General features: G+C 68.8%; 17 protein-coding genes and 1 pseudogene. 11 read left to right on the top strand and 7 right to left on the bottom strand.

Features of this window, described 5'->3' with window-relative positions; all coding sequences use genetic code 11:
• Positions 1 to 295: 295 nt before the first annotated feature.
• Positions 296 to 1249, bottom strand: coding sequence for a bifunctional helix-turn-helix transcriptional regulator/GNAT family N-acetyltransferase (locus DDF67_RS10270; protein WP_109100840.1), 954 nt, complete (start codon positions 1247 to 1249; stop codon positions 296 to 298).
• A 393-nt stretch (positions 1250 to 1642) separates the two neighbouring features.
• Here DDF67_RS10270 and DDF67_RS10265 point away from each other — a divergent pair.
• The 8 genes and pseudogenes from DDF67_RS10265 to DDF67_RS10230 all read left to right on the top strand — a co-directional run.
• Positions 1643 to 3424 (top strand): annotated as a pseudogene (locus DDF67_RS10265) (alginate lyase family protein); the annotation flags it as partial.
• A 296-nt stretch (positions 3425 to 3720) separates the two neighbouring features.
• The gene (locus tag DDF67_RS10260; RefSeq protein WP_109100805.1) at positions 3721 to 4989 is read left to right on the top strand and encodes an MFS transporter; all 1269 of its coding nucleotides are present in this window, start codon (positions 3721 to 3723) and stop codon (positions 4987 to 4989) included.
• 13 nt (positions 4990 to 5002) lie between these two features.
• Positions 5003 to 5752 carry an SDR family NAD(P)-dependent oxidoreductase gene (locus DDF67_RS10255; protein ID WP_109100804.1) on the top strand — a complete coding sequence of 250 codons (750 nt, stop codon included), beginning with the start codon at positions 5003 to 5005 and terminating at the stop codon, positions 5750 to 5752.
• A 40-nt stretch (positions 5753 to 5792) separates the two neighbouring features.
• Complete coding sequence (locus tag DDF67_RS10250; protein WP_109100803.1) at positions 5793 to 6680, top strand: rhamnogalacturonan acetylesterase; 888 nt, start codon at positions 5793 to 5795, stop codon at positions 6678 to 6680.
• 397 nt (positions 6681 to 7077) lie between these two features.
• Positions 7078 to 9933: a TonB-dependent receptor gene (locus DDF67_RS10245; RefSeq protein ID WP_109100802.1), complete on the top strand. Its 2856-nt coding sequence runs from the start codon at positions 7078 to 7080 to the stop codon at positions 9931 to 9933.
• 202 nt (positions 9934 to 10135) lie between these two features.
• Positions 10136 to 10897: a FadR/GntR family transcriptional regulator gene (locus DDF67_RS10240; protein ID WP_109100801.1), complete on the top strand. Its 762-nt coding sequence runs from the start codon at positions 10136 to 10138 to the stop codon at positions 10895 to 10897.
• 102 nt (positions 10898 to 10999) lie between these two features.
• Entirely contained in the window at positions 11000 to 11425 is a 426-nt protein-coding gene (locus tag DDF67_RS10235) for a DUF5991 domain-containing protein (RefSeq protein ID WP_109100800.1), read from the top strand.
• On the top strand, positions 11425 to 12051 hold the full coding sequence (locus tag DDF67_RS10230; RefSeq protein ID WP_109100799.1) for a thermonuclease family protein: 627 nt from the start codon (positions 11425 to 11427) through the stop codon (positions 12049 to 12051). The genes DDF67_RS10235 and DDF67_RS10230 overlap by 1 nt, the downstream gene beginning before the upstream one ends.
• A 5-nt stretch (positions 12052 to 12056) precedes the next feature.
• On the opposite strand, the gene DDF67_RS10225 is transcribed toward DDF67_RS10230, so the two are convergent.
• On the bottom strand, positions 12057 to 13091 hold the full coding sequence (locus DDF67_RS10225) for a patatin-like phospholipase family protein (protein WP_109100798.1): 1035 nt from the start codon (positions 13089 to 13091) through the stop codon (positions 12057 to 12059).
• Positions 13092 to 13232: 141 nt separating this feature from the next.
• Between DDF67_RS10225 and DDF67_RS10220 the strand changes: the two genes are divergently transcribed.
• Positions 13233 to 15428: a hypothetical protein gene (locus DDF67_RS10220; protein WP_109100797.1), complete on the top strand. Its 2196-nt coding sequence runs from the start codon at positions 13233 to 13235 to the stop codon at positions 15426 to 15428.
• 79 nt (positions 15429 to 15507) lie between these two features.
• Here DDF67_RS10220 and DDF67_RS10215 read toward each other — a convergent pair whose 3' ends face one another.
• Positions 15508 to 16158, bottom strand: a complete 651-nt coding sequence (locus tag DDF67_RS10215) for an outer membrane protein (RefSeq protein ID WP_109100796.1) — start codon at positions 16156 to 16158, stop codon at positions 15508 to 15510.
• A 181-nt stretch (positions 16159 to 16339) separates the two neighbouring features.
• Positions 16340 to 18169 carry an ABC-F family ATP-binding cassette domain-containing protein gene (locus DDF67_RS10210; protein WP_109100795.1) on the bottom strand — a complete coding sequence of 610 codons (1830 nt, stop codon included), beginning with the start codon at positions 18167 to 18169 and terminating at the stop codon, positions 16340 to 16342.
• Between the two features lie 270 nt (positions 18170 to 18439).
• Here DDF67_RS10210 and DDF67_RS10205 point away from each other — a divergent pair, with 270 nt between their 5' ends.
• Positions 18440 to 18823 carry a hypothetical protein gene (locus tag DDF67_RS10205; RefSeq protein ID WP_109100794.1) on the top strand — a complete coding sequence of 128 codons (384 nt, stop codon included), beginning with the start codon at positions 18440 to 18442 and terminating at the stop codon, positions 18821 to 18823.
• A gap of 28 nt (positions 18824 to 18851) precedes the next feature.
• Here the strand turns inward: DDF67_RS10205 and DDF67_RS10200 are convergent, their stop codons facing one another.
• The 3 genes from DDF67_RS10200 to DDF67_RS10190 all read right to left on the bottom strand — a co-directional run bounded on the left by DDF67_RS10200 (position 18852) and on the right by DDF67_RS10190 (position 20851).
• On the bottom strand, positions 18852 to 19568 hold the full coding sequence (locus DDF67_RS10200; protein ID WP_109100793.1) for a DUF6250 domain-containing protein: 717 nt from the start codon (positions 19566 to 19568) through the stop codon (positions 18852 to 18854).
• Positions 19569 to 19771: 203 nt separating this feature from the next.
• Entirely contained in the window at positions 19772 to 20173 is a 402-nt protein-coding gene (locus DDF67_RS10195; protein WP_109100792.1) for a hypothetical protein, read from the bottom strand.
• A gap of 189 nt (positions 20174 to 20362) precedes the next feature.
• On the bottom strand, positions 20363 to 20851 hold the full coding sequence (locus DDF67_RS10190; RefSeq protein ID WP_109100791.1) for a YcgN family cysteine cluster protein: 489 nt from the start codon (positions 20849 to 20851) through the stop codon (positions 20363 to 20365).
• 53 nt (positions 20852 to 20904) lie between these two features.
• Between DDF67_RS10190 and pbpC the strand changes: the two genes are divergently transcribed.
• Complete coding sequence (pbpC, locus tag DDF67_RS10185) at positions 20905 to 23058, top strand: multimodular transpeptidase-transglycosylase PbpC (protein WP_233247609.1); 2154 nt, start codon at positions 20905 to 20907, stop codon at positions 23056 to 23058.
• Positions 23059 to 23322: the final 264 nt, after the last annotated feature.

Raw genomic sequence — 23322 nt, 5'->3', positions numbered from 1 at the left:
GACGGCCTTGGCCTGCCTGACCGCCTCGGAGATCCGATCGGAGGCGGTGAACCGGCGCAGTTCGTCGTAGGCCGAACTGGCCTGCCGCAGCGCCTGGGCCGTCAGGTCGGTCGCGGTGAGCGGTTTCTTGGGGGGCTTGGCCATGACGTGCTCCCGATCGGGAGCAAAAATAGCATTCTGGCGCCGAAAGTCAATTCATGCTCCCGTTCGGGAGCTTCAGAAAGTTCCCGAACGGGAGCGAGAAGGTCTTCAAAGACCTCCAATCGCTCATATGCTCCCGAGCGGGATCGCGTCCCTACCCTCGATACACCATCGCCACGTCGCAGCGCTCGTACGCCGCGCCGTAGCTGGCCATGATCGCCTCGTCGTGGACGAAGCCGAGCTTCTCGTAGAGGTGCACGGCGGCGGCCGACTTCTTGTTGCTGAGCAGGTAGAGGGGCGCGGCGTCCATGGCCTTGGCGCGGGCGATGGCGGCGGCCAGCAGGTGTTCGCCGATCTTGGCGCCGCGGGAGGACTTCAGCACGCCCATCTTGGTCAGCTCGACGGCGCCGCCGCCCGAGGGCTTCAGCGCGCAGGTCCCGACCGGGCCGACGCCCTCGACGATCGCGAACAGGATGGCGCCGCCGTGGTCGAGTATGGCCTCGCGGGGGTGATCCAGCACCTTCAGGTCGACGGGCTCGACTTCGTACATGTCCTCCAGCCACTCCATGTTGATGGCCTTGAAGGCCGGGGCCAGGGCGTCGGTGAACTGCGCCACCGTGACGCCGGCCTCGACGTGACGGGCGGCGCGGACGTCCAGCGGCTCCTGCGCCAGCAGGGCCTCCAGCGCCGTCAGCTGGTCGAGGAACGACGGATCCAGCTTCGCCAGCACCTCTTCCACCGCGGCCTCGGCCCGGTTCCAGACCAGCATCTTGGCGCGGTCGAGCGCGGCGCGGCCTTCCGGCGTCAGGCGGATGGTCTTGTGGCGCTGGTCGCGGTGCTCGCGGTTGGTCTCGACGAGGCCGAGCTCCGTGAGCCGGGCCACCGCGCGGGTGACCGTGGGCTGGGCCACCTGCATGGCCTCGGTCAGGGCGCCGATGGTCTGCGGCCCGTCGCGGTCCAGCGTGCCCAGCACCGGCATGTGGCTGGGCTGCAGCGGCAGGTCGGCCTTCTCGACCAACCGGGTCACCTGCGACTGCATCCGTTCGGCCAGGCGCTTGAGGCGGCTGCCCAGGAACAGGGCGGCGCGGTCGGAGACGATATCGGTCATGGCGTGATCCATATGCATAGCATGCTATATGTCTCGCTATGTTGTTTCCGTGGGCTTGGCAAGCGGGCCTTGCAGTCACCTAGACCGGTCTGAAAATTGGTATAGCAAAATTATAGGACCAATTTTTCTGGACCGGATCGAATTTTGCTAGGACAAATGGTCTGCATCGATGTATGCCGTCTGGGCGTCAGTCGGAGCAGCGGCCAGAGAGCCGCGAGGGAGTGAAGCGTGGGAAACATTCGGCGACAGGTTGGGCGTCTGGCCCTGGTGCTGCTGGTCTCGGCGGCGCTGCCGGCCGGGGGCGCCTTCGCGCAGGCCGGCGCCGCTCAGGGCCCGGTTCAGGTGCAGCCCGGCCTCGCGCCCGTGCTGGTCGGCGGGGCCGACCTGGCGGCCATGCGCACCGACGGCGCGCGCTATCCGATGTTCGCCGCCGAGCTGAAGCGGGTGCGCAAGGAGGTCGACGCGGCCATGAAGGCCGGGATCGACGTGCCGGTCCCGAAGGATCCCGGCGGCGGCCGCACCCACGAGCAGCACAAGCGCAACTACATGGCCATCTATGGCGCGGGCATGCTGTACCGCGCCACCGGCGATCAGGCCTATGCCGACTACGCCAAGCGACTGCTGCTGGAATACGCCAGGCTCTATCCGACGCTCGGCCTGCATCCGGCCGCCAAGAACAACGCCGCCGGCAAGCTGTTCTGGCAGAGCCTGAACGACGCGGTCTGGGTGGTCTATTCGATCCAGGGCTACGACGCGATCCGCGACACCCTGAGCGAGGCCGACCGCAAGGCCATCGACGACGGCGTCTTCCGGCCGATGGCGAAATTCATCGCCGACGACCAGCCGCAGGTCTTCGACATCATCCACAACCACGCCACCTGGGCCTGCGCCGCCGTCGGCATGACCGGCTACGTGCTGCGCGATCCGGTGATGGTGGAGAAGGCCCTGAAGGGCACGGACCGCTCGGGCAAGGTCGGCTTCCTCAAGCAGATCGACCAGCTGTTCTCGCCCGACGGCTACTATGCCGAGGGGCCCTACTACCAGCGCTACGCCCTGCAGCCGTTCGTCGTCTTCGCCCACGCGATCGAGGAGAACGAGCCGGGCCGCAAGATCTTCCAGTATCGCGACGGCGTGCTGACCAAGGCGGTCAAGGCCGCCGTGCAGCTGACCTATGACGGCTACTTCTTCCCGTTCAACGACGCCCTCCTGGAAAAGAGCCTCAAGACCGACGAGCTCTACCAGTCGATCGCCATCGCCTACGGGGCCACCAGGGATCCGGCGCTGCTGTCCATCGCCCGCTGGCAGGACCGCACCACGCTCACGCCCGACGGCCTGGCCGTGGCGCGCGACCTGGCGGCCGGCAGGGAAAAGCCGTTCCCCTACGCCTCGATGCTGTTCCGCGACGGCCCCGACGGCGACCAGGGCGCCATCGCCGTGATGCGCTCGGGGCCGGGCGACGACGACGAGGTCGTGGCCGTCAAGAACACCGCCCAGGGCATGGGCCATGGCCACTACGACAAGCTGAACTGGATCCTCTACGACGCCGGCCGGCCCATCGTGACCGACTACGGCGCGGCCCGCTTCCTCAACATTGAGGCCAAGGACGGCGGCCGCTATCTCAAGGAAAACGAGACCTGGGCCAAGCAGACCGTGGCCCACAACACGCTGGTGGTGAACGAGACCAGCCAGTTCGACGGCAAGGTCAAGGTCGCCAACACCATGGCGCCCAGGCAAATCTTCTTCTCGGCCGAGGGCTCGGCGAAGATCAGCACCGCCGAGATGGCCGGGGCCTGGCCGGGCGTGACCTTCCGCCGCTCGATCGTCCAGGTCGACGCCGGCAAGGGCCCGCCGCTGGTGCTCGACCTGCTGAAGGTGAAGGGCGACAAGCCGGCCCAGTACGACCTGCCGCTGCACTTTGCCGGCCACATCATCGACGCCGGCTTCCCGCTGCAGCAGAACCTCGCCACGCGGCCAGTGCTGGGCAAGGACGACGGCTACCAGCACCTGTGGGTCGATGCGACGGGCACGCCCGACGCCTCCAACGCCCGCCTGACCTGGATCAACGGCGAGCGGTTCTACACCTGGCGCATGCTGCCGCCGGCCGGCGCCCAGGTGATCATCGCGCAGAGCGGCGCCAACGATCCCAAGTTCAACCTGCGCCGCGAGCCCGTGCTGATCCAGCGCGTGAAGAGCCCGGGCGAGACCACCTTCGTCGGCGTGCTCGAGCCGCACGGCGCCTACGATCCTTCGGCCGAGACCACCGAGGGCAGCACCAGCCGCATCGAGGCCCTGCGCCACGAGCGCGTCGAGGGCGCCGATATCGTCACCATCGTCCTGGCCGGCGGCCGCACCATCACCCTGGCCATCGCCGACAGCGCCGAGGCGGGCCTTGCCCACAAGGCCGCCGTCGACGGCAAGGCCATCGCCTGGAAGGGCCACTTCGCCCGCTTCGACGGCAAGGGCGGCGCGCAATGAAGGGCGGGCTTCGCTGGCTGATCGTCAGCCTGGTCGGCCTGGCCACGGTCATCAACTACATCGATCGCAACGCCCTGGCCGTCATGTGGCCGGCGGTGTCCAAGGATATCGGCGCCGACAAGGCCGACTACGCCCTGCTGGTGACCATCTTCATGGTCGCCTACGCCTGCGGCCAGTCGCTGTTTGGCAAGGTGTTCGACGTCATCGGCACGCGGATGGGCTTCGCCGTGTCGATCCTGGTGTGGTCGGTGTCGATCGCCGCCCACAGCGTCGTGCGCTCGCTTGGCCTGCTGGCCCTGCTGCGCGTCACCCTGGGGATCAGCGAGGCCGGCAACTGGCCCGGCGCGGTCAAGGCCAACGCCCTGTGGTTCCCGCCGCGCGAGCGGGCTCTGGCGCAAGGCATCTTCAATTCCGGCGCGGCCATCGGGGCCATCGTCTCGGCGCCGCTGGTGGCCCTGCTGTTCGAGCTTCTGGGCTGGCGGGCGACCTTCCTGGTGGTCGGCGTGCTGGGCTTCCTGTGGCTCCTGCCCTGGCTCTTCGTCTACCGCGCCGATCCCGGCGCCCATCCCTGGCTGAGCCAGGCCGAGCGCGCCCACATCGCCGATCGCGGCGACGCTTCGGGCAAGGCCGGCTGGTCGCCGAACCTCTCGCAGCTGCTGAAGCAGAAGCAGAGCTGGGCGATCATCGTCTCGCGCTTCTTCCTCGATCCGGTCTGGTGGCTGTTCGTCTCGTGGCTGCCGATCTACCTGGCCGAGACCTTCGGCTTCGACGTGCGCCAGATCGGCCTGTTCGCCTGGGTGCCGTTCGTCGGCGCCATGCTGGGCAGCCTGGGCGGCGGCTGGCTTTCGGGGGCGCTGATCCGGCGCGGCTGGAAGACGCTCTCGGCCCGCCGCTTCGCCGTCACGCTTGGCGGGGCGATCATGCTGCCCGCCCTGCTGCTGACGGCCAAGGCCGCCACGCCCCTCTCGGCCGTGCTGCTGATCGCGGTGATCCTGTTCGGTTTCCAGGTGGCCATCAACAACATCCAGACCCTGCCCAGCGACTACTACGGCGGCGGCGCCGTCGGCACGATCGCGGGGGTGGGCGGCACGGCGGCCGTGGCCGGCACCCTGGTCACCACCTGGCTGGTGCCGGTGATGACCCGGCACGGCTACGCCCCGATCTTCGTCCTGGCGGCGGTCATCGTGCCGCTGGGGGTCATCTCTCTCTGGCTGCTGGGCGGGCGCGCATCGCCCGTGCCGCCGCCGCAATCCGACAGTCAGTAAAAAGGGGACCCGCATGAGGTTCAAAGGCAAGGTCGCGCTGGTCACCGGCGGCGGCCGCGACATCGGCCGCGAGGTTTCGCTGCGCCTGGCCGCCGAGGGCGCCACGGTCGTCGTCAACTATCGCGGCGACGAAGCCTCGGCCAAGGAGACCGCCGCGCGGATCGAGGCGGCCGGCGGCAAGGCCGTGCTGCACCGCGCCGACGTCACCGACGCAGGCGAGGTCGAAGGGCTGGTGGCCGCCGCCTCGGCGATCACCGGCAGGATCGATATTCTCGTCAACCTCGCCGGCGGCATGGTGGCCCGCAAGACCCTGGCCGACATGGACGAGGCCTTCTTCGACCAGGTCATGACCCTGAACCTGAAGTCGGCCTTCCTGGTCACCAAGGCGGCCCTGCCGCACATCCCGGACGGCGCGGCCATCGTCAACATCGCCTCCCAGGCCGGCCGCGACGGCGGCGGTCCGGGCGCCAGCGTCTACGCCGCCTCCAAGGGCGCGCTGATGACCCTGACCCGCGGCTGGGCCAAGGAGCTGGGGCCGCGCGGCATCCGCGTCAACGCCCTGTGCCCGGGCCTGATCGGCACCAGCTTCCACGACATTTTCTCCAAGCCCGAAGGCCGCGCGGCCGTGGCCGGAAACACCCCGCTGCGCCGCGAGGGCGCGCCGGAAGAGGTGGCCGCCGCGGTGGCCTTCCTGGCCTCGTCCGACGCCTCGTTCCTGGCCGGCGTCAACCTCGACATCAACGGGGGGCTGGCCTTCTCGTAGGGCCGGCCGCGAGCACAACGAGAACAAGAGGGAGGATCCGATGAACCACAAGACGACCGCGATGCTCGCGACCCTGGCCCTGCTGGCGACGGCGGCTCCGGCCGCCGCCCTGGCCCAGCCGCCGGGCCCTGTGAAGGAGCGCGAGCCGCGCACGAACGCCGCGCCGATCAAGCCCTACAAGGTGATCCTGGTCGGCGACTCCACCACGGCCGTCGGCAGCGGCTGGGGCGGCGCCTTCTGCGACCATCACGTCAAGTCGTCGGTGGCCTGCCTGAACCTGGGCCGGGGCGGGCGCTCGACCCGCAGCTACCGCGCCGAGGGCTCGTGGGACATCGCGCTCTCCGAGGCCAGGGTCCCCGGCTACGCCGCCATCTACGTGCTGATCCAGTTCGCCCACAACGACCAGTCGTCCAAGGGCGAGCGCTGGACCGACCTCGCCACCGAGTTCCCGGCCAACCTCAAGCGCTTCGTCGAGGACGTCCGTGCGGCCGGCGCCCAGCCGGTGCTGCTGACCCCGCTGACCCGCCGCGAGTTCGCCAAGGGCCAGCTGAAGAACACGCTGGACGTCTGGTCCGAGGAGGTGCGCAAGGTCGCGACGGAGACCAAGACGCCGCTGGTCGATCTCAACACGTCCAGCGCCCGCATCGTCCAGAAGCTGGGTCCCGTCGACTCCATGAAGCTGGCCCAGGCCGAGCCGATCGAGAGCGAGGTCGAGGCCGCCAGGACCGGCACGACCCTGCTGCCCCGCGCCGCCGAGGAGGCCCGCCTGCCGGACGTGGTCACCACGCAGACCGGCCCGCGCGGCCAGCAGGTGCGCAAGTTCGACTATACCCACGTGGGCGACGCCGGCGCGCGGGTGTTCTCCAAGCTGGTCGCCGACGACCTGGCCGCCGCCGTGCCGGGCCTGCGCAGCCAGCTGACGCCTTAGGCCCGGCCCTCTCACACCGTCATCCCGGAAGCCGCGCAGCGGCTATCCGGGACCCAGGGGACTGGGCCGCGCGCCAAGGTTCGCCGCCCGGCGGTCGCCGGCGCATGGCGGCGGCCCCTGGGTCCCGGCTCTTCGCGCTGCGCGCTACGGCCGGGATGACGAGGTGGAGTGTTCCCCGAGCCCAAAGGGGAAACCGCGCGGAGGCGGCCGCACGTCGCGGCCCTGGCCGTGGCCGCCTCCGTGCAACCGGTCTGAATTGGTCTGCAATCCGGTCTAATTCGATCTTCGGAAAATTGGCCTGAGAATTCTCATAATTGGTATAAGAATCCGCCTTGACGCGGCGCCGGCCAGGTCGCAGGGTCCCGGCATAAGAAAAGACAAGGGGGAGGGAGCGGAAATGCGCGCCACGAACACCATCGCCGTCCGGCTGCGGACGATCCTGAGCTGCGGCGCGGCCGCCTCGGTCGTCGCCATGGCCGCCCAGGCCGCCGCTCAGGAAGCCAAGACCGACCAGCCGATCACCGACAACGCCGTCGACGAGGTGGTGGTCAGCGCCGTCCGCCAGACCATGCAGAACTCGATCGCGGTCAAGCGCGACACCACGGCCATCGTCGACGCCCTGTCGGCCAACGAGATCGGCGACCTGCCGGGCCAGTCGATCGGCGAAGCGATCATGACCATCACCGGCGCCACCGCCGACCGCGGCAACTACGGCCCGACGGAGGTATCGCTGCGGGGCCTGGGCTCGTTCCTGTCGGCCACGACCTTCAACGGCCGCGAGGCCTCCAACGGCAGCGGCGACCGCGCCGTCAATTTCGGCCAGTTCCCGTCCGAGCTGTTCAACGGCATCAAGATCTACAAGTCCCAGCAGGCCGACCTGATCGAGGGCGGCGTCGCCGGCGCCATCGAGATGGAAACCAAGAAGCCGCTCGACTACGGCAAGCGGCTCCTGCAGGGCGAACTGAAGGGCAACTACAATCCCTACCAGAAGCGGATCACGGGTTCGGATCCCTGGGGCTGGCGCGGCACGGCCAGCTATGTCGACCAGTACGAGCTGGGCAGGCTGGGCGAGGTCGGGGTGTCGCTGGGCGTCCAGCGCAACCAGGTCGACGACCCGGCCGAAAGCTATGTCGCCTCCAACACCTGGCTGGCCTGCAACGCCAACATCAACGCCACCGGCAACTGCACCGAAGTGACCCGCGCCCAGGCCGCGGCCGGCACGCCCTTCTACCTGGCGCCCAATTCGATCACCTTCCGCCAGCTGACCGCCAGGGAAAAGCGCGACGCGATCTTCGGCGCCCTGCAGTGGCAGCCCAACGACCGCTGGGACGTCAATCTCGACGTCGAATACTCCAAGCGGAACTACCAGGAAGACCGCCACGACCTGGGCTTCGCCGAGACCCGCTACGCCCTGCGCAACGTGCAGTACGACGACGAGCACCGCCTGCTGTACGCGACCGGGAACAGCACCCTGCAGTCGGTCTCGACCCTGTTCCAGCGGGAAGAGGAATATGTCGGCGGCGGCGGCGACTTCGAGTTCCGGGCCACCGATCGCCTGACCCTCAGCGCCGACATCTCCTACAGCCAGACGACCCGCACCGACCTGACCCGCTCGACCCGCCTGCGCACCGATCCGCTGGACATCTACGGCGTGCGCACGGCCATCAACAACCAGCGCATCCCCTTCACCTACGACGCCCGGGGCGGCTTTGCGCCGACCCTGACGGTCGATCCGCGCTTCAACCTCGACGACTGGTCGCTCTACAGCGACGACGCCCGCCTGACCCGCGAGGAGGAGGAGAAGAAGGACCGCATCTTCGCGGCCCGCTTCGATGCCGCCTACGACCTGGACGGCTTCATCAGCCGCATCGACGCCGGCGCCCGCTATTCGCGCCGCCGCTACACCACCTATGACGACCTGGTCACCATCGACCAGGCCAGCCTGGCGGTCGACCGGGCCGTCAACCTCGCCTGCCGCACCAATTTCCCGCAGTCGGACTATCTCTCCGACGCGCCCACCCACTCGGTGCGCAGCTGGGCGACCTTCGACACCCTCTGCCAGTTCCGCAACTATCTGGGCTCGGAAGATCCCGGCGGCAGCGGCGACACCCGCTCGGTGGCCAATGCCGACGTTACCGAGACGGTCTGGTCGGGCTACGTCATGGCCTCCTACAAGGGCGAGGCGGCCGGCATGCCGGTGCGCGGCAATTTCGGGGTGCGGGTGGTCGACACCAGCGTCGTCTCCAAGGGGCTGCGGGCCGAGCTGGACGTGGTCAACAACAGCGACGGCTCGATCCGGCTGGTGGAGACCGGCGCCTTCGACGACACCCGGATCAAGGCCTCCAGCTTCCGCGTGCTGCCCAGCGTCAACGCCAATTTCGACCTGACGCCCAAGACCGTGGGCCGCATCGCCCTCTATCGCGCCATGTCGCGCCCGGCTCCCAGCAGCCTGGCCGCCGGCCGCACCATCACCCTGCAGGACGGGACCGACTTCACCTCGATCCAGGACGCCATCGGCGAGATCGTCGCCAGCGGCAGCCCGCGGCTGAAGCCGATCATGTCGTGGAACGCCGACGTGGCGCTGGAATACTACGCCAACCGCGACACCATCCTGGCCACCACCCTCTACTACAAGCAGTTCACCGGCGGCTTCATCCCGGTGACCATCGACGAGGCGTTCGTCATCGACGGCCAGAACGTCACCGTGCCGGTCACCCAGACCCAGAATAGCGACGACAAGAGCCACGTCTACGGCGCGGAGTTCACGCTTTCCAACAAGTTCAGCTGGCTGCCCAAGCCCCTGGACGGGTTCGGCGGCAAGCTGAGCTACAACTACGCCATCACCAACTTCAGGAACCACGACATCCGGCTGGGCGACGTCATCGACGCCGACACCGGCGCGGTGACCGGCGGCATGATCCCGGCCGCGGGCCTGAACGGCTATTCCAAGCACGTGCTGTCGGCCCAGCTCTATTACGAGCACGGCCCGCTCAGCGTGCAGGGCATCTATCGCTATCGCTCGCGCTACTACCAGGACTTCGTCGGCGGCAACGCCCAGCTGCGCTACATCGACGGCGGCGACGTCTTCGACTTCAACGTCCAGTACAAGCTGAACAAGAAGGTCGATATCCGCCTGCAGGGCCTGAACCTCTTCAACGAGGTCAAGATCGACTCGATGCCGGTCCCGGGCAGCACCCGCAACTATCAATATTTCGGCCAGCAGTTCTTCATCTCGATCCGGGCGCGGCTGTAGGGAGGGCTCCCTTCCTTCGTCATCCCGGCTCTCCGCTTCGCTGCGGCCGGGATGACGAGGGGTTTAAGTGGTTGAAGAGGTTCGAAATCGACTGGCCAGGCTGCTGATGATGACCGCCACCCCGGCGCCTACCAGTTTGCTATTCCAATTCCAGGCCGGTTCGGGCATGGCTTGAAGGGCAACACCACAGTAGAGGGGCGCCATGGCCGACCGCCGCCTGTTCGAGGAAATCGCCGACAAGATCGCGGACATGGTTCGCGCGGGCGAGTTCCCGCCAGGCTCGCGGCTGCCCGGAGAGCGCGAAATGTCCGAGCGGCTGGGTGTCAGCCGCGTCACCGTCCGCGAGGCCGAGATCGCTCTCCAGGCCCGTGGAACCCTGCGCATCCGCGCCGGCTCGGGGGTCTATGTCTGCGGACCGGCCGGCGCCGACAGCGCTGGCGGCGCCGAGGGGGGGCTGCCCACGGTCAGCGCCTTCGAACTGACCGAGGCCCGCTCGCTGTTCGAGAGCGAGGCCGCCGCCCTGGCCGCCCCGATCATCTCCGACGCGGATCTCGCCAAGCTCGACGACCTGCTGGCCCAGATGGTCGCGGCCGGCGAGGACGACGCCCGCTCCACGGCCGTCGACCGCGAGTTCCACATGACCATCGCGGCCGCCTCGGGAAACCGGGTGATCATCCACACGATCAAGACCCTCTGGAAGTTCCGCATGGAGGATCCGGAGGTCCGCCGCACCCACCAGTCGATATGCCACCACGACGGCGACGCCCGCCAGGCCGAGCACGTGGCCGTGGTCGAAGCCCTGCGCCGCCGCGATCCCAAGGCCGCCCGCCAGGCCATGCGCCTGCACTTCTCGCGCCTGCTGGAATCCATGCTCGACGCCACCGAGCAGCAGGAACGCCTGGAACTGGAACGCAAGGCCGCCGAGAGCCGCCAGCGCTTCCTGATGACTGCGCGGATGGGGTAGGGGCTCGCAGCGGAACCCCGCCGCCCCGACGGCTTTTCTCTCCGACGGGGCAAGCGCCGCCATCGGTCGGTCGGCCGTCCCGCCCTGCGAGGAGCCGGCCCGATGCTGTCATCCCTTCTGACCAGCGCCCTTGCGCTCGCCCTGCTTTCGGCGAGCCCGGCCAAGGGCTGGGACGGCGTTTACGCCTACACCCACGACGGCGGCCGCACGGCCGGCGGCTCGCCGATCCTGGTGACCTGGCGGCTGACCCTGAAGAACGGCGCCTGCGAATTCCACGGCGAGGGCTTCCAGACGCTGGAGACCTTCCAGTGCAGCACCCACGCCACGCCCGACGGGCTGGAGGTGCGGTTCCTGCGCTATCCGCCGCCGGCCAAGGCCAACCGCTTCGGCGTCGAGGTCTACAGGCCCGGCGCGCCCCTCTTCACCCTGTCGAAGCTGGAGGGCCGGGTGCTGACCCGCTGGACGGGGTTCGTGCCCGACGAGGGCGTCGCCCGCTCGCCCGCGCCCTATCTGAAGAAGGTGAAGTGATGCGCCGGTCCAGGATCCTGATCGGCCTGCTGGTCGTGGTCGGCCTGGCCGGCGCGGCGGTCTACGCCTACGACGCCGCCCGTCCTCGGGTCCATCCGATCAAGGCCGCCGACGCCCGCGAGCACGACCTTGACGCCCCCCAGCCGCGGTTCGCCAGGGACGCCGAAGGCCGCGCCGAGCTGTTCGGCCCCGCCCGCGTCGTCGAGGGCGACACCCTGGAGATCCAGGGCATGCGGGCCAGGCTGTGGACCATCGACGCCCCGGAACTGGACCAGACCTGCCTCGACAGGGACGGGGCGTCCTTCGCCTGCGGCCAGGCCTCGCGCGAGCACCTGGAAAAGCTGATCGCCGGCCGCAAGGTCGCCTGCCGCCCCGAAGGCCCGCCCTCGGACGGCGACGGCTGGCAGGGCCTGTGCTTCATCGCCGACGCCCCCTGCGCGGACGCCGCCGCGCCATGCGCCTCGGACCTCAGTTCCCTGAACCTGGCCATGGTCCGCCAGGGCTGGGCGCTCGACCGCGAGGGCCAGTATTCGGAACCGGAGTCCGACGCCGAGGAAGACAGGGCCGGCCTCTGGGCCGGTCGCTTCGACGAACCGGAGGCGTGGCGGGCGCGGGCCGCGCGATAGGGCGGTCAGCCTTCGGTATTCGCGAAAGACGCCTCCATCAGTCCGGCGTCCCTGAGCGCGATGCGGGTCAGTCTTTCGCCTTCGCGCGCCCGGCCCTGGATGCCGTCGCGTGAAAAGTCCGACGATTCCGAAGCCTTGTTCGTGGCGGTGCGATTGACGTTCAGCACCTTTGGGACACGGCGATAGCGGCGCAGCAAGGCGTACTCGCGCGTCTTGTGAATTTCGGAGTCGGGAAATGTGCGGTCGATGAAATCCAAGAGATCGGCGACCGCATTGAACTTCTCCATCAAGCGCAGGTCCGCATCGGTCTTGTTGGCGAAGAGGATGTTGGTCAGGACCTGGGACACCTCCGCCAGGGTGGTCGGCGGCGGGTTCTCGTTGGGGAACAGATTGACCACCAGGATTTCGGGGTCCGGGGCGTCGAGATGCTCGATGACCGCCCCCAGCGGCGTGTTGTCGAATATGCCGCCGTCCCAATGGATCTTGCCGTCGATGGATACGCCAGGAAAGCTCGGCGGCAAGCTGGCGCTGGCCAGGATGTGCTTCAGCTCCAGGCCCTTTTCCCGGCTGTCGAAGATCACCGACTTGCCGGTTTCGATGTTTATGGTCCCGAGCATCAGCTGTGGTTGGGCGCTGGGGTCGGCCAGGCCATCGAAGTCCACCAGCGCTTGCAGGGTTCGAATGAGCGGCCTGATGTCGTAGAGGCTCGTGCGCGACGGAAGCCAGGGCAGGTCGGGGCTGTAGAAGCCTGGAACGCCCAAGGACGACGCCGAGGCGCCCAGCCAGATCGATAGCCAATGATTGACCGCCACGTCGCGCCAGAAGCTTTCGAGGGCCTGCAATCCGGTCATGGATCGCGCCGGACGCGCCAGCAGCACGGCGTTGATCGAGCCGATCGAAACGCCTGAGATGACGTCGGGCTCGAACCTGCTATGCGGTCCATAGATCGCGCGGGCCACCCCCAGTTCGAAGGCGCCCAGGGCGCCGCCGCCCTGGAAGACAAGTCCAGCCTTGCGCAGTTTCGTGTTCGCGTCCGCCATCGACCGGCCTCCCGCGCCAAAGGGCGCTGAGCGCCCATGTCGAAATCAACCTGGGGTGGATGAAAAACTTTACAAGCTTGAGCGCTCGCAACTATAGCGTTAATTGGCTAAAAGAACGACGTTCTTTTCTGGGGTGGGGTCATGGCGCGCGTTTTTACTTCGATCGTCGCCGCTGGCGTGGCCGCCACGGCCAGCCCTGTCGCGGCGGGGCCAGCGTCGGTGCGCTATGCCGACGAAGCCGGATCGACCCACGTCACGATCATGTCGATAACGCCCTGGGAGGCCGTCAGGGCGGATCTGCAACCGAAATTCCCGCTCACTGAAGCCGAGGCGCTGGCAAAGGTCATCCCTTCGACGGCGCTGTCCCAGAAGCGCGCGCTGGACGTGGTCGCGCTGACCCTCCAGGCGGCCGCGCCCACGGTGGCCCAGACGACCGTCGCCACCAGCAAGACCGACACCGATGGGGTCACGACCACCAACAGCCAGACCGACACCACGCGCGCGTCTGGCGACCTGTCGCAGGTCGCAAAGCCCGACCTCATAGCGGGCACGGCCTCTGGCCTCGCCGGCGCGCCGGACGGCTGGGTCGCGACGGGGTCAGACCCCATGCTGACCTATCTCGCCGCCGCGGCGCTGAAGCAGGAGGCGGCGCTGATCAGCCGCTACATCGAGGACGCGGCGATCGCCAAGGGCGGCCGGGCCTTCGTGGTTCGCCTGCAGGTGTCCAACCTGCCCCTGCGTCGAAACCTGCCCTACGACGTCTACACCAATATCTCGTTTCTAGACGGTGACCTCACCCCGCCGCAGCCCGACAAGAACGGCTTCGTCGACACGGGTACGGGCTGTCGCAATCTCGGCGTCATGCCGCTGCTGGTCACCGACAACCTGGAGGGCATTCTCAGTTCCGACAGCACCCAGAACGTGCGCCAGCTGGGATTGTCGCTCCTGGCCATGCTCAATGCGACGGGCCTGTCGGTCGGCGCGCGCAAGACCGCGGACGATCTCGAACAGCGGCTGGGCAAGGACCTCAACAGCCTTTTCACCGTCGGCAAGCTCTCGAACGACACCGTACGGGTACGCTTTGGGGCGTCCTCCAACACCACCTCGAAGTGGTCGATGGCGCCGCGCACCCAGAACGTCTCGCTCGTGGTCGTCGCCATGCCTTGCGGCCAGAGCGAGGATACGCGCGCGATCACCGCGGTTGCGCGCACCGACTACATCAACGCCATCAGCGGCAAGCCGCTGCCCCAGCGGCCGGCGGTCCAGTACGCGGCGTGGCGCAAGCAGGTGCTCGGCGACTACGGCCTGAGCGAAGAAGAGATCGCCGTGAATGGAACCTTCACCAAAGCGCGTGAACTGGAGACCGCGCGCGCAGGCGTGCTTGAGCATCTTGTCATCGCCGCGACCGACGGCAAGTGGGAGACGTTCCGCGCCGACGCCGCCCAGGCGTTCTACAGCAACAGTAAGCTGGACGTCACACCGCGTCTGGTCGGGCTCTATTCCGACTTCGCCGCCTGGAAGCGCGTCAATCGTTTCAGCCATACCTTGCTCAAGTTCGACATGACGACTCCGGTCGGGGTTCTGCCGCCAACCGACCAGACGGTCCTGCTGAGTGTCGGCAAGGCGGGGGCGACGGCGCGGCTGCAGCAAGGCGGCGGCCTGGCCAACCGCAAGCTCGGCGCGCAACTGGTGTCCGGCGCGACGGTCATCCCGGCTTCATCGGTGACGACCTCGTCGGGCGGCGCGACTGTCGAGGCCAGTTTTCCGGCCCTTACGGAGTACGGGCTCACGGACTCGTCTCCAGGCGAGGTCCGGCTTTTCGCACTCGAGAACGGGATCGCCTTCGACGTGCGCAACGGCGTGGCCGGCGCCGGCGCGGACCCCAATTGCCTGAAGGTGGAGAACGGAAGAAACCTGCTGGCTTCGACCCCGGGCTGCCCTGTCGTCTACAGGCAGGTCAAGTTCACCGCGCCGCCGCCGGAGAAGGATCCCTCGCCGCCTTTCAGCCTGGCCCTGTCGACCGACATGGTGCTGGCGGCTCAGGATGGCCAGGGGCGGCTCGTGGTCCGAGCCGCCAAGACGGACGGCAAGGACGGGCCGGTGTTCCTGTCGGTGTCGGGAGGCGATATCGCCGCCGTGAGCAACATGGTCGGGGCGCCATTGGCGTCGACGGACGGGCGCTGGCAGATCAGCGCCGCGGGCTCCGCCAGCCTTTCGCTGCATAATCTGGCGCCTGGCCGCACGCTTCAGCTGGGCCTCGTCAACGACAAGGGCAAGGCTGTCGACAAGCCCCAGACGGTCTGGATCCTCGCGAGCGGCGCCGGCAAGAAGGACTGAGCGCGCCGGCCTTGAGTCGAAAGAAAAGGCGCGCCTGGCTCTCGCCCGGCGCGCCCCGTCTTCAAGTTCCAGCCCGGCCCTAGAAGCCGAAGCGGACGCCGACCAGGGCGCCGGCGCTGGACAGGTCGAACTTCGACTTGCGCTCGCCAAGGAGGGTGGTGGTCTCGACGCGGATCGGGCCGACGCGCTGGTAGCGGGCTTCGGCGAACAGCGAGACGGTCGGCGAGACCGCGACGCTGGCGCCGGCGATGGCCTGCAGGGTCAGGGCCGAGCCGGTGTCGTCGATGAGGCCGTCGTCGAGCTTGACCGAGGCCGCGCCGATGCCGGCGCCCAGATAGGGCTTCACCGGGCCCGCGACCGGGAAGTCGTAATAGGCGTTGATGTCGGCGCTGAGAATCTGGGCCTTGTCGCCCTCGGCGGCCATGGTGGTGGAGCCGACGCGGATCGTCGAGCCGGCGTCCTGGGTGCGGTAGCCGCCGGCCAGTTCGACGCGCCAGTTGCCTTGCAGGGCCGAGCCCCAGGCCACGGCGACCTGGACGCCGGCGTCGGCCTCGCCTTCGACGCTGCCGCCGGCGAAGTTGTAGTCATAGTCGCTCTTGCCGATGTAGCCGCCGGCGATCGAGACGTACTGGGTGGCGGCGGGCTTGGCGATGGCCGGCTTGGCGTCCTGGGCCGAGGCGGCGCCGGCGAAGGCGAGGGCCGCGACGGCGGCGCCGATGAACAAACGCATGAAGAGAAATCCCCCAAAAGGTGCACGCCCGAGTTGGGCGGCGCTTGCGATTAGGGGGTCTGGTGACAGGCGTAAACTGGCATTGTCGAAAGCTTGACCGTTTGTTCCCGACTATTGCAGCGACGCAACATCTGGTTGCCAGGCGGTCACGCGGTCAACCACCGCTGGCGGGCCGGCTGGATCAGCCGGCCATGGCCTCGCGCTTTTCTTCCAGCATCAGCCAGTCCTCCTCGGCCTGGGCGAGATCGGCGCGGGCCTTGTCGAGGGCCTTCATGATCTTGTCGAAGCCGGCCGGGTCGCGGGCGTAGAGGTTGGGGTCGTCCAGCTTCTTCTCCAGGTCGGCCAGGATCCTGGGCGAGCCGGCGATCAGGGCCTCGCACTCCTCCAGGCGACGCTGGTCCTTGTAGGACAGCTTGGTGGCTTTCTTGGGCGGGGCGGCCGCAGGGGTGACGACGGCCTTGTGCGAGCCGGTCCCGGTGGCGAAGTCGCCGGCCGCGCCGCGCGCGCCCTTGAAGAAGTCCGGGGACTGGTCGATCAGGTCGGTCCAGCCGCCGGGGGTCTCCAGCACGTCGCCATGGCCGTTCATGGCGATGGTCGAGGTGGCCAGGCGGTCGATGAAGTCGCGGTCGTGGCTGACGAGAATGAGGGTTCCCTCGAAATCGGCCAGCAGCTCTTCCAGCAGGTCGAGCGTGTCCATGTCGAGGTCGTTGGTCGGTTCGTCGAGCACCATTAGGTTCATCGGCGAGGCCAGCGCCCGGGCCAGCAGCAGGCGGTTGCGCTCGCCGCCCGACAGGCTGGTGACCGGCTGGCGCAGCTGGGCCTCGGTGAACAGGAACTCCTTGGCGTAGCCGGCCACGTGCTTGGAGACGCCGCGCACCAGGATGGAGTCGCCGCCCGACGGGGTCAGGAAGTCCCAGACGGTGATCTTTTCCGACAGGGCCAGGCGGTTCTGGTCGACATAGGCGATCTCGAGATTGGTGCCCAGCTGCACGGTCCCGGCGTCGGCCTCGATCTCGCCCAGCAGCATCCGCACCAGGGTGGTCTTGCCCGCGCCGTTGGGACCCACCAGCGCCACGCGGTCGCCGCGCAGGATGCGGGTCGAGAAGTTCTCGACGATGGTGCGCTCGCCGAATTTCTTGGTCAGGCCCTTGGCCTCGACCACGCGCTTGCCCGACGTGCCCGAGCTTTCGACGGCCATGGACATGGAGCCGCGCTTTTCGGACTGGATGTCCTTCTTCTGGGCGCGCAGGTCCAGCAGGGCGCGGCGGCGGCCCTCGTTGCGGGCCCGGCGGCCCTGGACGCCGCGGGCCAGCCAGGCGTTCTCGACTTCCAGCTTCTTGTTGAGGCGGCGCTCTTCTTCCGCCTCGGCGGCCAGCACCTGCTCGCTCCAGGTCTCGAATTCGGAAAAGCCCTTGTCGAGGCGGCGCACCTTGCGGTGCTCCAGCCAGAAGGTGCGCTGGGTGACGCGGTTGAGGAAGGCGCGGTCGTGGCTGACGATCAGGGCCGCGCACTTGGAATTGGCCAGCTCCTCTTCCAGCGTCTGGATGGCGAAGATGTCGAGGTGGTTGGTGGGCTCGTCCAGCAGCAGCACGTCGGGCTGCTCGGCGAACGCGCGGGCAAGGGCGGCGCGGCGACGCTCGCCGCCCGACAGGCCTTGCGTGCCCTGGGCGAAGTCCAGGCCGAAGTCGGCCAGGGTGGCGTGGGCCTCGTAGTCCTGGGCGCCGCCGGCCGTGCAGTAGTCGAGCAGGGTCTCGCCGGTGATCTCCGGCTCCTGGCTGACGAACACCACCTTGGCGCCCGGCTGCACGGCGCGCTCGCCGCTGTCGGGCTCGGCGCCCTGGGCGGCCAGCACCTTGAGCAGGGTCGACTTGCCCGCGCCGTTGCGGCCGACGAGGCAGGCGCGCACGCGCGGCTCCAGGGCCAGGTCCACGCCGTCGAACAGAGGCTTGGCGCCGTCGGCGAGACGGACGTCCTTGAGGGCGAGCACGGGGGCGCGGGCGGGGGCGGCCATGAAGCGGTCTTTGCGTCTGATAGGGCGGAGAATGCGAGGAGATGGGGCCTATAGCAGGGCGGCGGGAGGGGGAAGGCGGAAAGTTGTCTCGTCTGCGACGAGCCGCCTCGGTCGCTCCGCGGCAGCTCCCCGGAAGGGGAGCATCTTGGCGCCTCGGATCCTCCCCCTCCGGGGCGAGGCAGGCCGGAGGGGCGGAGGGGGTCTTGTCGGTTGCCACCCTTGCGCTCGATCTCTACCATGGCGGGCATGGGTGAGCTGACAAAACCTGCGTTGCGAACGCGCCTGTGGCGGGCGGCCGAAGGCCTGCTGGGCCTGGTCTTCCTGTGGTGGGCGCTCGGCGACCGGATCACGCGGTTCGTGGCCAGCGGCGGCCGCGAGGAGGCGGGCTTGCTGGCCGGCGTGCTCGGGTGGACGGTCGCCGGCTTCTTGACGCTGGGCTTGCTGACGCTGATCGACAGGCGACTGAAGGGGCAGGCCGCCGTCGCGGCCTATCTCACCGTTTTCTCGGCCGCCTGGCTGGTCTTCAGCACCTGGGTGCTGCGTGCGGCCGGGGCGCACGGCGCGTGGCTGACCAGCGCGGCTCTGGCGTTCGGGCCGATCCTGATCGTCTGGGGCGTGGTCTTCGGCTACCTGCGCAAGGCGCCGCGCCCATAAAACCTCCCCTTCAGGGGGGGGAGAATCTTCAGGCGGCCGCCAGCTTCCACACCGAGAAATCCTTGAACCGCAGGCGGCTCCAGGTGGTGCGCAGGCCGAACCAGCCGGAGGCGTAGGGGGCCTGGTCGCGCAGTTCGAAGAGCTTGCGCCCGTCGGCCCAGTACTGGACGAGGCCGTCATAGGCGACCAGCTGGATGGCGACCCAGCGGTTGGGCTGGAGCAGGGCCCGGGCGTCCTTGAGGTCGTGCTGGGGCAGCATCGGCCGGTCGCCGGGACGGCCGACATAGCGGCGCAGGCGGGTGCTGGAATTGTAGTTGCCGCCCTGGCCCACATAGTAGGTCTTGAGCAGGTCGTAGCCGGCGAAGGCGCCGGTGCGGGGGCTGGCGAAGAGGTCGTCAGGGGAGCGGACGTCGGTCGCCATCCAGAAGGCGTTGAGGTCGCTGATCCGGTCGTTGCGGCCGCCTTCGTAGACGGCCAGGGCCTGGTATTCGATCAGCACGGGCCCGCTCAGGCGCGGCTTGAACCAGGCGGTGAGGCCGGCGGGGGCGTCTAGCTCCAGCACGCCGTTCAGGGCGCTGGCCTTGGAGGGCTGCTCGGCTTCGATGACCCAGTCGGACAGGCCTTGAGTGAAATCGTCCGTATAGAGACGATCTGCCTTGCGCCAGGGTTCGGGAGACTGGGCGTGGGCGCCCCCGGCCAGCGGCAGGGCGAGGGCGGAGATGGCGAGGGACCGGCGGGTGAGCATGGGGGAAGCCTTAGCGTGTGCGCCGTTCTGGAGGAACCTCCCCCCCCGTGGGGGAGGCGCTCTAGATGCTCCCCCTGAAGGGGGAGCTGTCGCCAAGCGACTGAGGGGGAAGTTACTGCGGCGCTGGTGGGTGAACTGACCTCATCGGACACTTCCCCCTCCGGCCCTCCGGGCCACCTCCCCCTTCAGGGGGAGGATCTTGGCTAAGCGAAGGCCCATCCGTCTTCGGGGGCGGGGGACTTGGCGGGGCGGCGGCGGGCGGTTGGAGCGCGGCGGGCGCGGCTGGCGAAGCGGGGGATCTGGCGGACCAGGCGGGCGGCGCTGGCTTTCAGGCCCTTCCAGGCGGGGGCGAGGCGCGCCATGACCGTGACGGCGAGCCCGACCTCGACCCAGGCGGCAAGGTCGAGAGCCAGGATCCAGGCCATCTCGGGCAGCAGGATCTGGCCGGCGAAGGGCATGATGGCCAAGAGCAGCACCAGGGCGACGGCGTTGCGCGGGGTCATGGCGGCCAGCCGCTGCGCGGGGAGCTCGACCAGCCAGCGGCGGACGGGGCCGTCGTGGCGGGCGGCGGCGAACAGGCAGATCAGCAGGACGGTCAGGAGCATGGGGTTCCTCAAGGCGCAGCTTGAGGTGGTGGTTCGTCGGGCGAGATCAAGGGACCTCGCCCCGTGGGGGAGGCGATCGCGGAGCGATCGGTGGGGGCTAGGTCGGCTAGCGTATCGGAAGCTGAGAACGGCCCCCCTCCGGCCCTCCGGGCCACCTCCCCCAGAGGGGGAGGATCTCTTTGCCGCCCCTCAGGCGTCTTCCGGCTCGTAGGGCCAGTCGCCCTTGTCGACCATCAGGTCGGTAGCCACGAAGTCCATGGCGTCTTCGGGGTCGTCGAGGCTGGCTTCGCTGATGGTCTGGTCGCGGACCGAGACGCCGGCCTTGTGGGGGCTGTCGGGGTCGCCGGTGATCAGCGGGTGCCATTGCGGCAGCGTCTTGCCCTCGTGCAGGCGGCGGTAGGCGCAGGAGGGGGGCATCCACTCCAGGTCCTCGATGTTGTGCGGCGTCAGCTTGATGCAGTCGGGCACGGTCTTGCGGCGATTGGGATAGTCGCTGCAGCGGCAAAGATGGGCGTCGAGCAGCTGACAGTGCACGCGGGTGGGGATCACCTCGCCGGTGTCTTCGTCTTCGAAGCGAACCAGGCAGCAAAGGCCGCAGCCGTCGCATAGGCTCTCCCACTCGGGGACGGTCATCTGGTGAAGGGATTTCGTCTCCCAGAAAGGTTTGCGCGCCATCATCGCGGCGTCCTAAACCCAATCGCGACGAAGACCAACTGGACGCAACACCGCACGTGAACGACTGGACGCTGCCGCCCTACAGGTTCGACGACCCGCCCGCGCGCCCGACGCCGCCGGCGGGAGGCGGTTTCGCGCCCGCGCCGCCGCCGCCGCCCGAGCCGCCGAAAGGCCCGCCGCAGCGTCCGCCTGGAGAGCCTTTTCGCGCCGACCTGAAGACGCCGCGCAAGAAGGGCGGCTGGGGCTGGGTGTGGATCACCCTGCTGGTCAGCGCCCTGGTCGGCTTCCTCGCCGTCGGCGGGGCGGGGGCCTATGTCTGGTTCAAGTACCTGAAGGACACGCCGGAGCTGCCCTCGCGCGAGGCGCTGTTCGCGGTCAACCGCGCGCCGGGCGTGCGGTTCGAGGACCGCAGCGGCCAGGTGATCGCCACACGCGGCCCGCGCTATGGCCAGCGGGTGACGGTCAGGACGGTGCCGGGCTATGTGCCGCTGGCCTTCCTGGCGGCCGAGGACAAGCGCTTCTACAAGCACGGCCCGATCGACCTCTACGGCATCGCCCGGGCGGCTTGGGTCAACTGGCGCGCCGGCCGCACGGTGCAGGGCGCCTCGACCCTTTCCCAGCAACTGGCCAAGGGCCTGTTCCTGACGCCGGACCGCACGGTCGAGCGCAAGCTGCAGGAAATGCTGATGGCCTGGCGCCTGGAGCAGGTGCTGACCAAGGACGAGGTGCTGGAGCTGTATCTGAACCGGGTGTTCTTCGGGGCCAACACCTATGGCGTCGATGGCGCGGCGCGGACCTATTTCGCCAAGCCGGCCAGCCAGCTGACGCTGTCGGAGGCGGCGCTGCTGGCCTCGCTGCCCAAGGCGCCCTCGCGCCTGGCCTTGACCCGCGACATGGAAGGGGCGCTGGCCCGCTCGCGCCTGGTCCTGGCCAATATGGAGAAAGAGGGCTGGATTACCGCGGCCGAGCACGCCGCGGCCCTGGACGACACCCCGAAACTGTCGCCCGACGCGGTCAGCGACGAGGGCGACTACGGCTGGGTGCTGGACTACGCCACCACCGAGGCCATCCGCATCGCCGGCCAGAACGCGCCGGATCTGGTCGTGCGCCTGACCATAGACACCCGCCTGCAGAAGGCCGGGGCCGACATCGTGCGCCAGGCCATCGCGCTGGGCGGCCAGCACGCCGGCGCCAGCCAGGCCGCCCTGCTGTCGCTGTCGGCCGACGGGGCGATCCGGGCGATGGTGGGCGGCACGGACTACATCGCCAGCCCCTTCAACCGTGCGGTTCAGGCCAGGCGACAGCCGGGCTCGACCTTCAAGCCGTTCGTCTATGCCGCGGCCCTGGAGAAGGGCGTGCTGCCCAGCGATATCCGGGTCGACGGCCCGGTGCAGTTCGGCGACTGGAAGCCGGAGAACTACGGCGGCGACTATCGCGGGCCGATGACCGTCGAGCAGGCCCTGGTCAATTCGACCAACACCATCGCCGTCAAGCTGGCCCAGGAGGCCGGCGGCGCGCAGGTGGGGAACCTGGCCCGCCGCTTCGGGATCACCAGCCTGCCCGACCGGCCCGACCTGTCGGTGGCGCTGGGAGCCTATGAGGTGAACCTGCTGCAGATGACCTCGGGCTTCCAGGTCTTCCAGCTGGGCGGCCAGCGGGTGGAGCCCTACGTCATCGAGAGCATCACCGCCCAGGACGGCCGGCCGATCTATGCCCGCGGCCCGCTCGCTCCCGCTCAAGTCTACGACATCGCCAAGGCCAGCATGATGGTCAAGATGATGAAGAAGGTGGTGGACCAGGGCACGGCCAAGCGGGCGTCGTTCGGCTGGCCGGCGGCGGGCAAGACCGGCACCAGCCAGAACTGGCGCGACGCCTGGTTCGTGGGCTTCACCCCCGACTTCGCCACCGGCGTGTGGGTGGGCAACGACAACGACAAGCCGATGAACAAGGTCGTGGGCGGCGACATGCCGGCCAGCATCTGGCGGCGCTACATGCTGGCCGCGCACCAAAATCTGGCGATCCGCGACTTCCCGTGGCTGCTGGCCGATCCTTCGCCCCGCACCTCGCCCGATCCGAGGAACGGCTTCTACGAGACCCTGGCCTCGGAGTTCGCCCGCACGGCCTCGGAGCTGGAGAGCGAGGCGGCGCAAGACGAGCCGGCCGACGACGGGCGCGGGCCGGTCCCGGCGCCCGAGGAGCTGCCCTATTAGGCTTCCCTCTCCCCTTGCGGGCGTGTTGCTTAAAACGGCGGATCGTCGAGGTTGAGGTGGCGGACGGGCGGCCGAGAGGCTGATGAGCCACTCTGGAGGCTCTTTGGCCGGGCGGAGGGGGCTTTTTTCCAGACTGCAGACGCAGTGAGCCCCTGGAAGCCTCCGCTCAGGTCGCGGTGAGTGCGGTCCAGCGGCGCAGGTTGAAGGCGATGGCGGCCATCAGGACTTGGGCGCGGGCCTTTGTCAGGCCGACATAGCGGATGA

Origin of the sequence: Caulobacter endophyticus, from assembly GCF_003116815.1 — a bacterium.
In the GTDB taxonomy this organism is placed as follows: domain Bacteria; phylum Pseudomonadota; class Alphaproteobacteria; order Caulobacterales; family Caulobacteraceae; genus Caulobacter; species Caulobacter endophyticus.
This window is presented reverse-complemented; position numbering and strand designations above follow the sequence as displayed.

Bases quoted from the DNA above. Each gene is read 5' to 3' on its own strand.
- DDF67_RS10190 (WP_109100791.1), bottom strand. From the start codon at position 20,851: ATGATGGCGCGCAAACCTTTCTGGGAGACGAAATCCCTTCACCAGATG.
- DDF67_RS10270 (WP_109100840.1), bottom strand. From the start codon at position 1,249: ATGACCGATATCGTCTCCGACCGCGCCGCCCTGTTCCTGGGCAGCCGC.
- DDF67_RS10195 (WP_109100792.1), bottom strand. From the start codon at position 20,173: ATGCTCCTGACCGTCCTGCTGATCTGCCTGTTCGCCGCCGCCCGCCAC.
- DDF67_RS10215 (WP_109100796.1), bottom strand. From the start codon at position 16,158: ATGCGTTTGTTCATCGGCGCCGCCGTCGCGGCCCTCGCCTTCGCCGGC.
- DDF67_RS10220 (WP_109100797.1), top strand. From the start codon at position 13,233: ATGGCGCGCGTTTTTACTTCGATCGTCGCCGCTGGCGTGGCCGCCACG.
- DDF67_RS10230 (WP_109100799.1), top strand. From the start codon at position 11,425: ATGCGCCGGTCCAGGATCCTGATCGGCCTGCTGGTCGTGGTCGGCCTG.
- DDF67_RS10225 (WP_109100798.1), bottom strand. From the start codon at position 13,091: ATGGCGGACGCGAACACGAAACTGCGCAAGGCTGGACTTGTCTTCCAG.
- DDF67_RS10255 (WP_109100804.1), top strand. From the start codon at position 5,003: ATGAGGTTCAAAGGCAAGGTCGCGCTGGTCACCGGCGGCGGCCGCGAC.
- DDF67_RS10245 (WP_109100802.1), top strand. From the start codon at position 7,078: ATGCGCGCCACGAACACCATCGCCGTCCGGCTGCGGACGATCCTGAGC.
- DDF67_RS10200 (WP_109100793.1), bottom strand. From the start codon at position 19,568: ATGCTCACCCGCCGGTCCCTCGCCATCTCCGCCCTCGCCCTGCCGCTG.
- DDF67_RS10235 (WP_109100800.1), top strand. From the start codon at position 11,000: ATGCTGTCATCCCTTCTGACCAGCGCCCTTGCGCTCGCCCTGCTTTCG.
- DDF67_RS10260 (WP_109100805.1), top strand. From the start codon at position 3,721: ATGAAGGGCGGGCTTCGCTGGCTGATCGTCAGCCTGGTCGGCCTGGCC.
- DDF67_RS10250 (WP_109100803.1), top strand. From the start codon at position 5,793: ATGAACCACAAGACGACCGCGATGCTCGCGACCCTGGCCCTGCTGGCG.
- DDF67_RS10210 (WP_109100795.1), bottom strand. From the start codon at position 18,169: ATGGCCGCCCCCGCCCGCGCCCCCGTGCTCGCCCTCAAGGACGTCCGT.
- DDF67_RS10240 (WP_109100801.1), top strand. From the start codon at position 10,136: ATGGCCGACCGCCGCCTGTTCGAGGAAATCGCCGACAAGATCGCGGAC.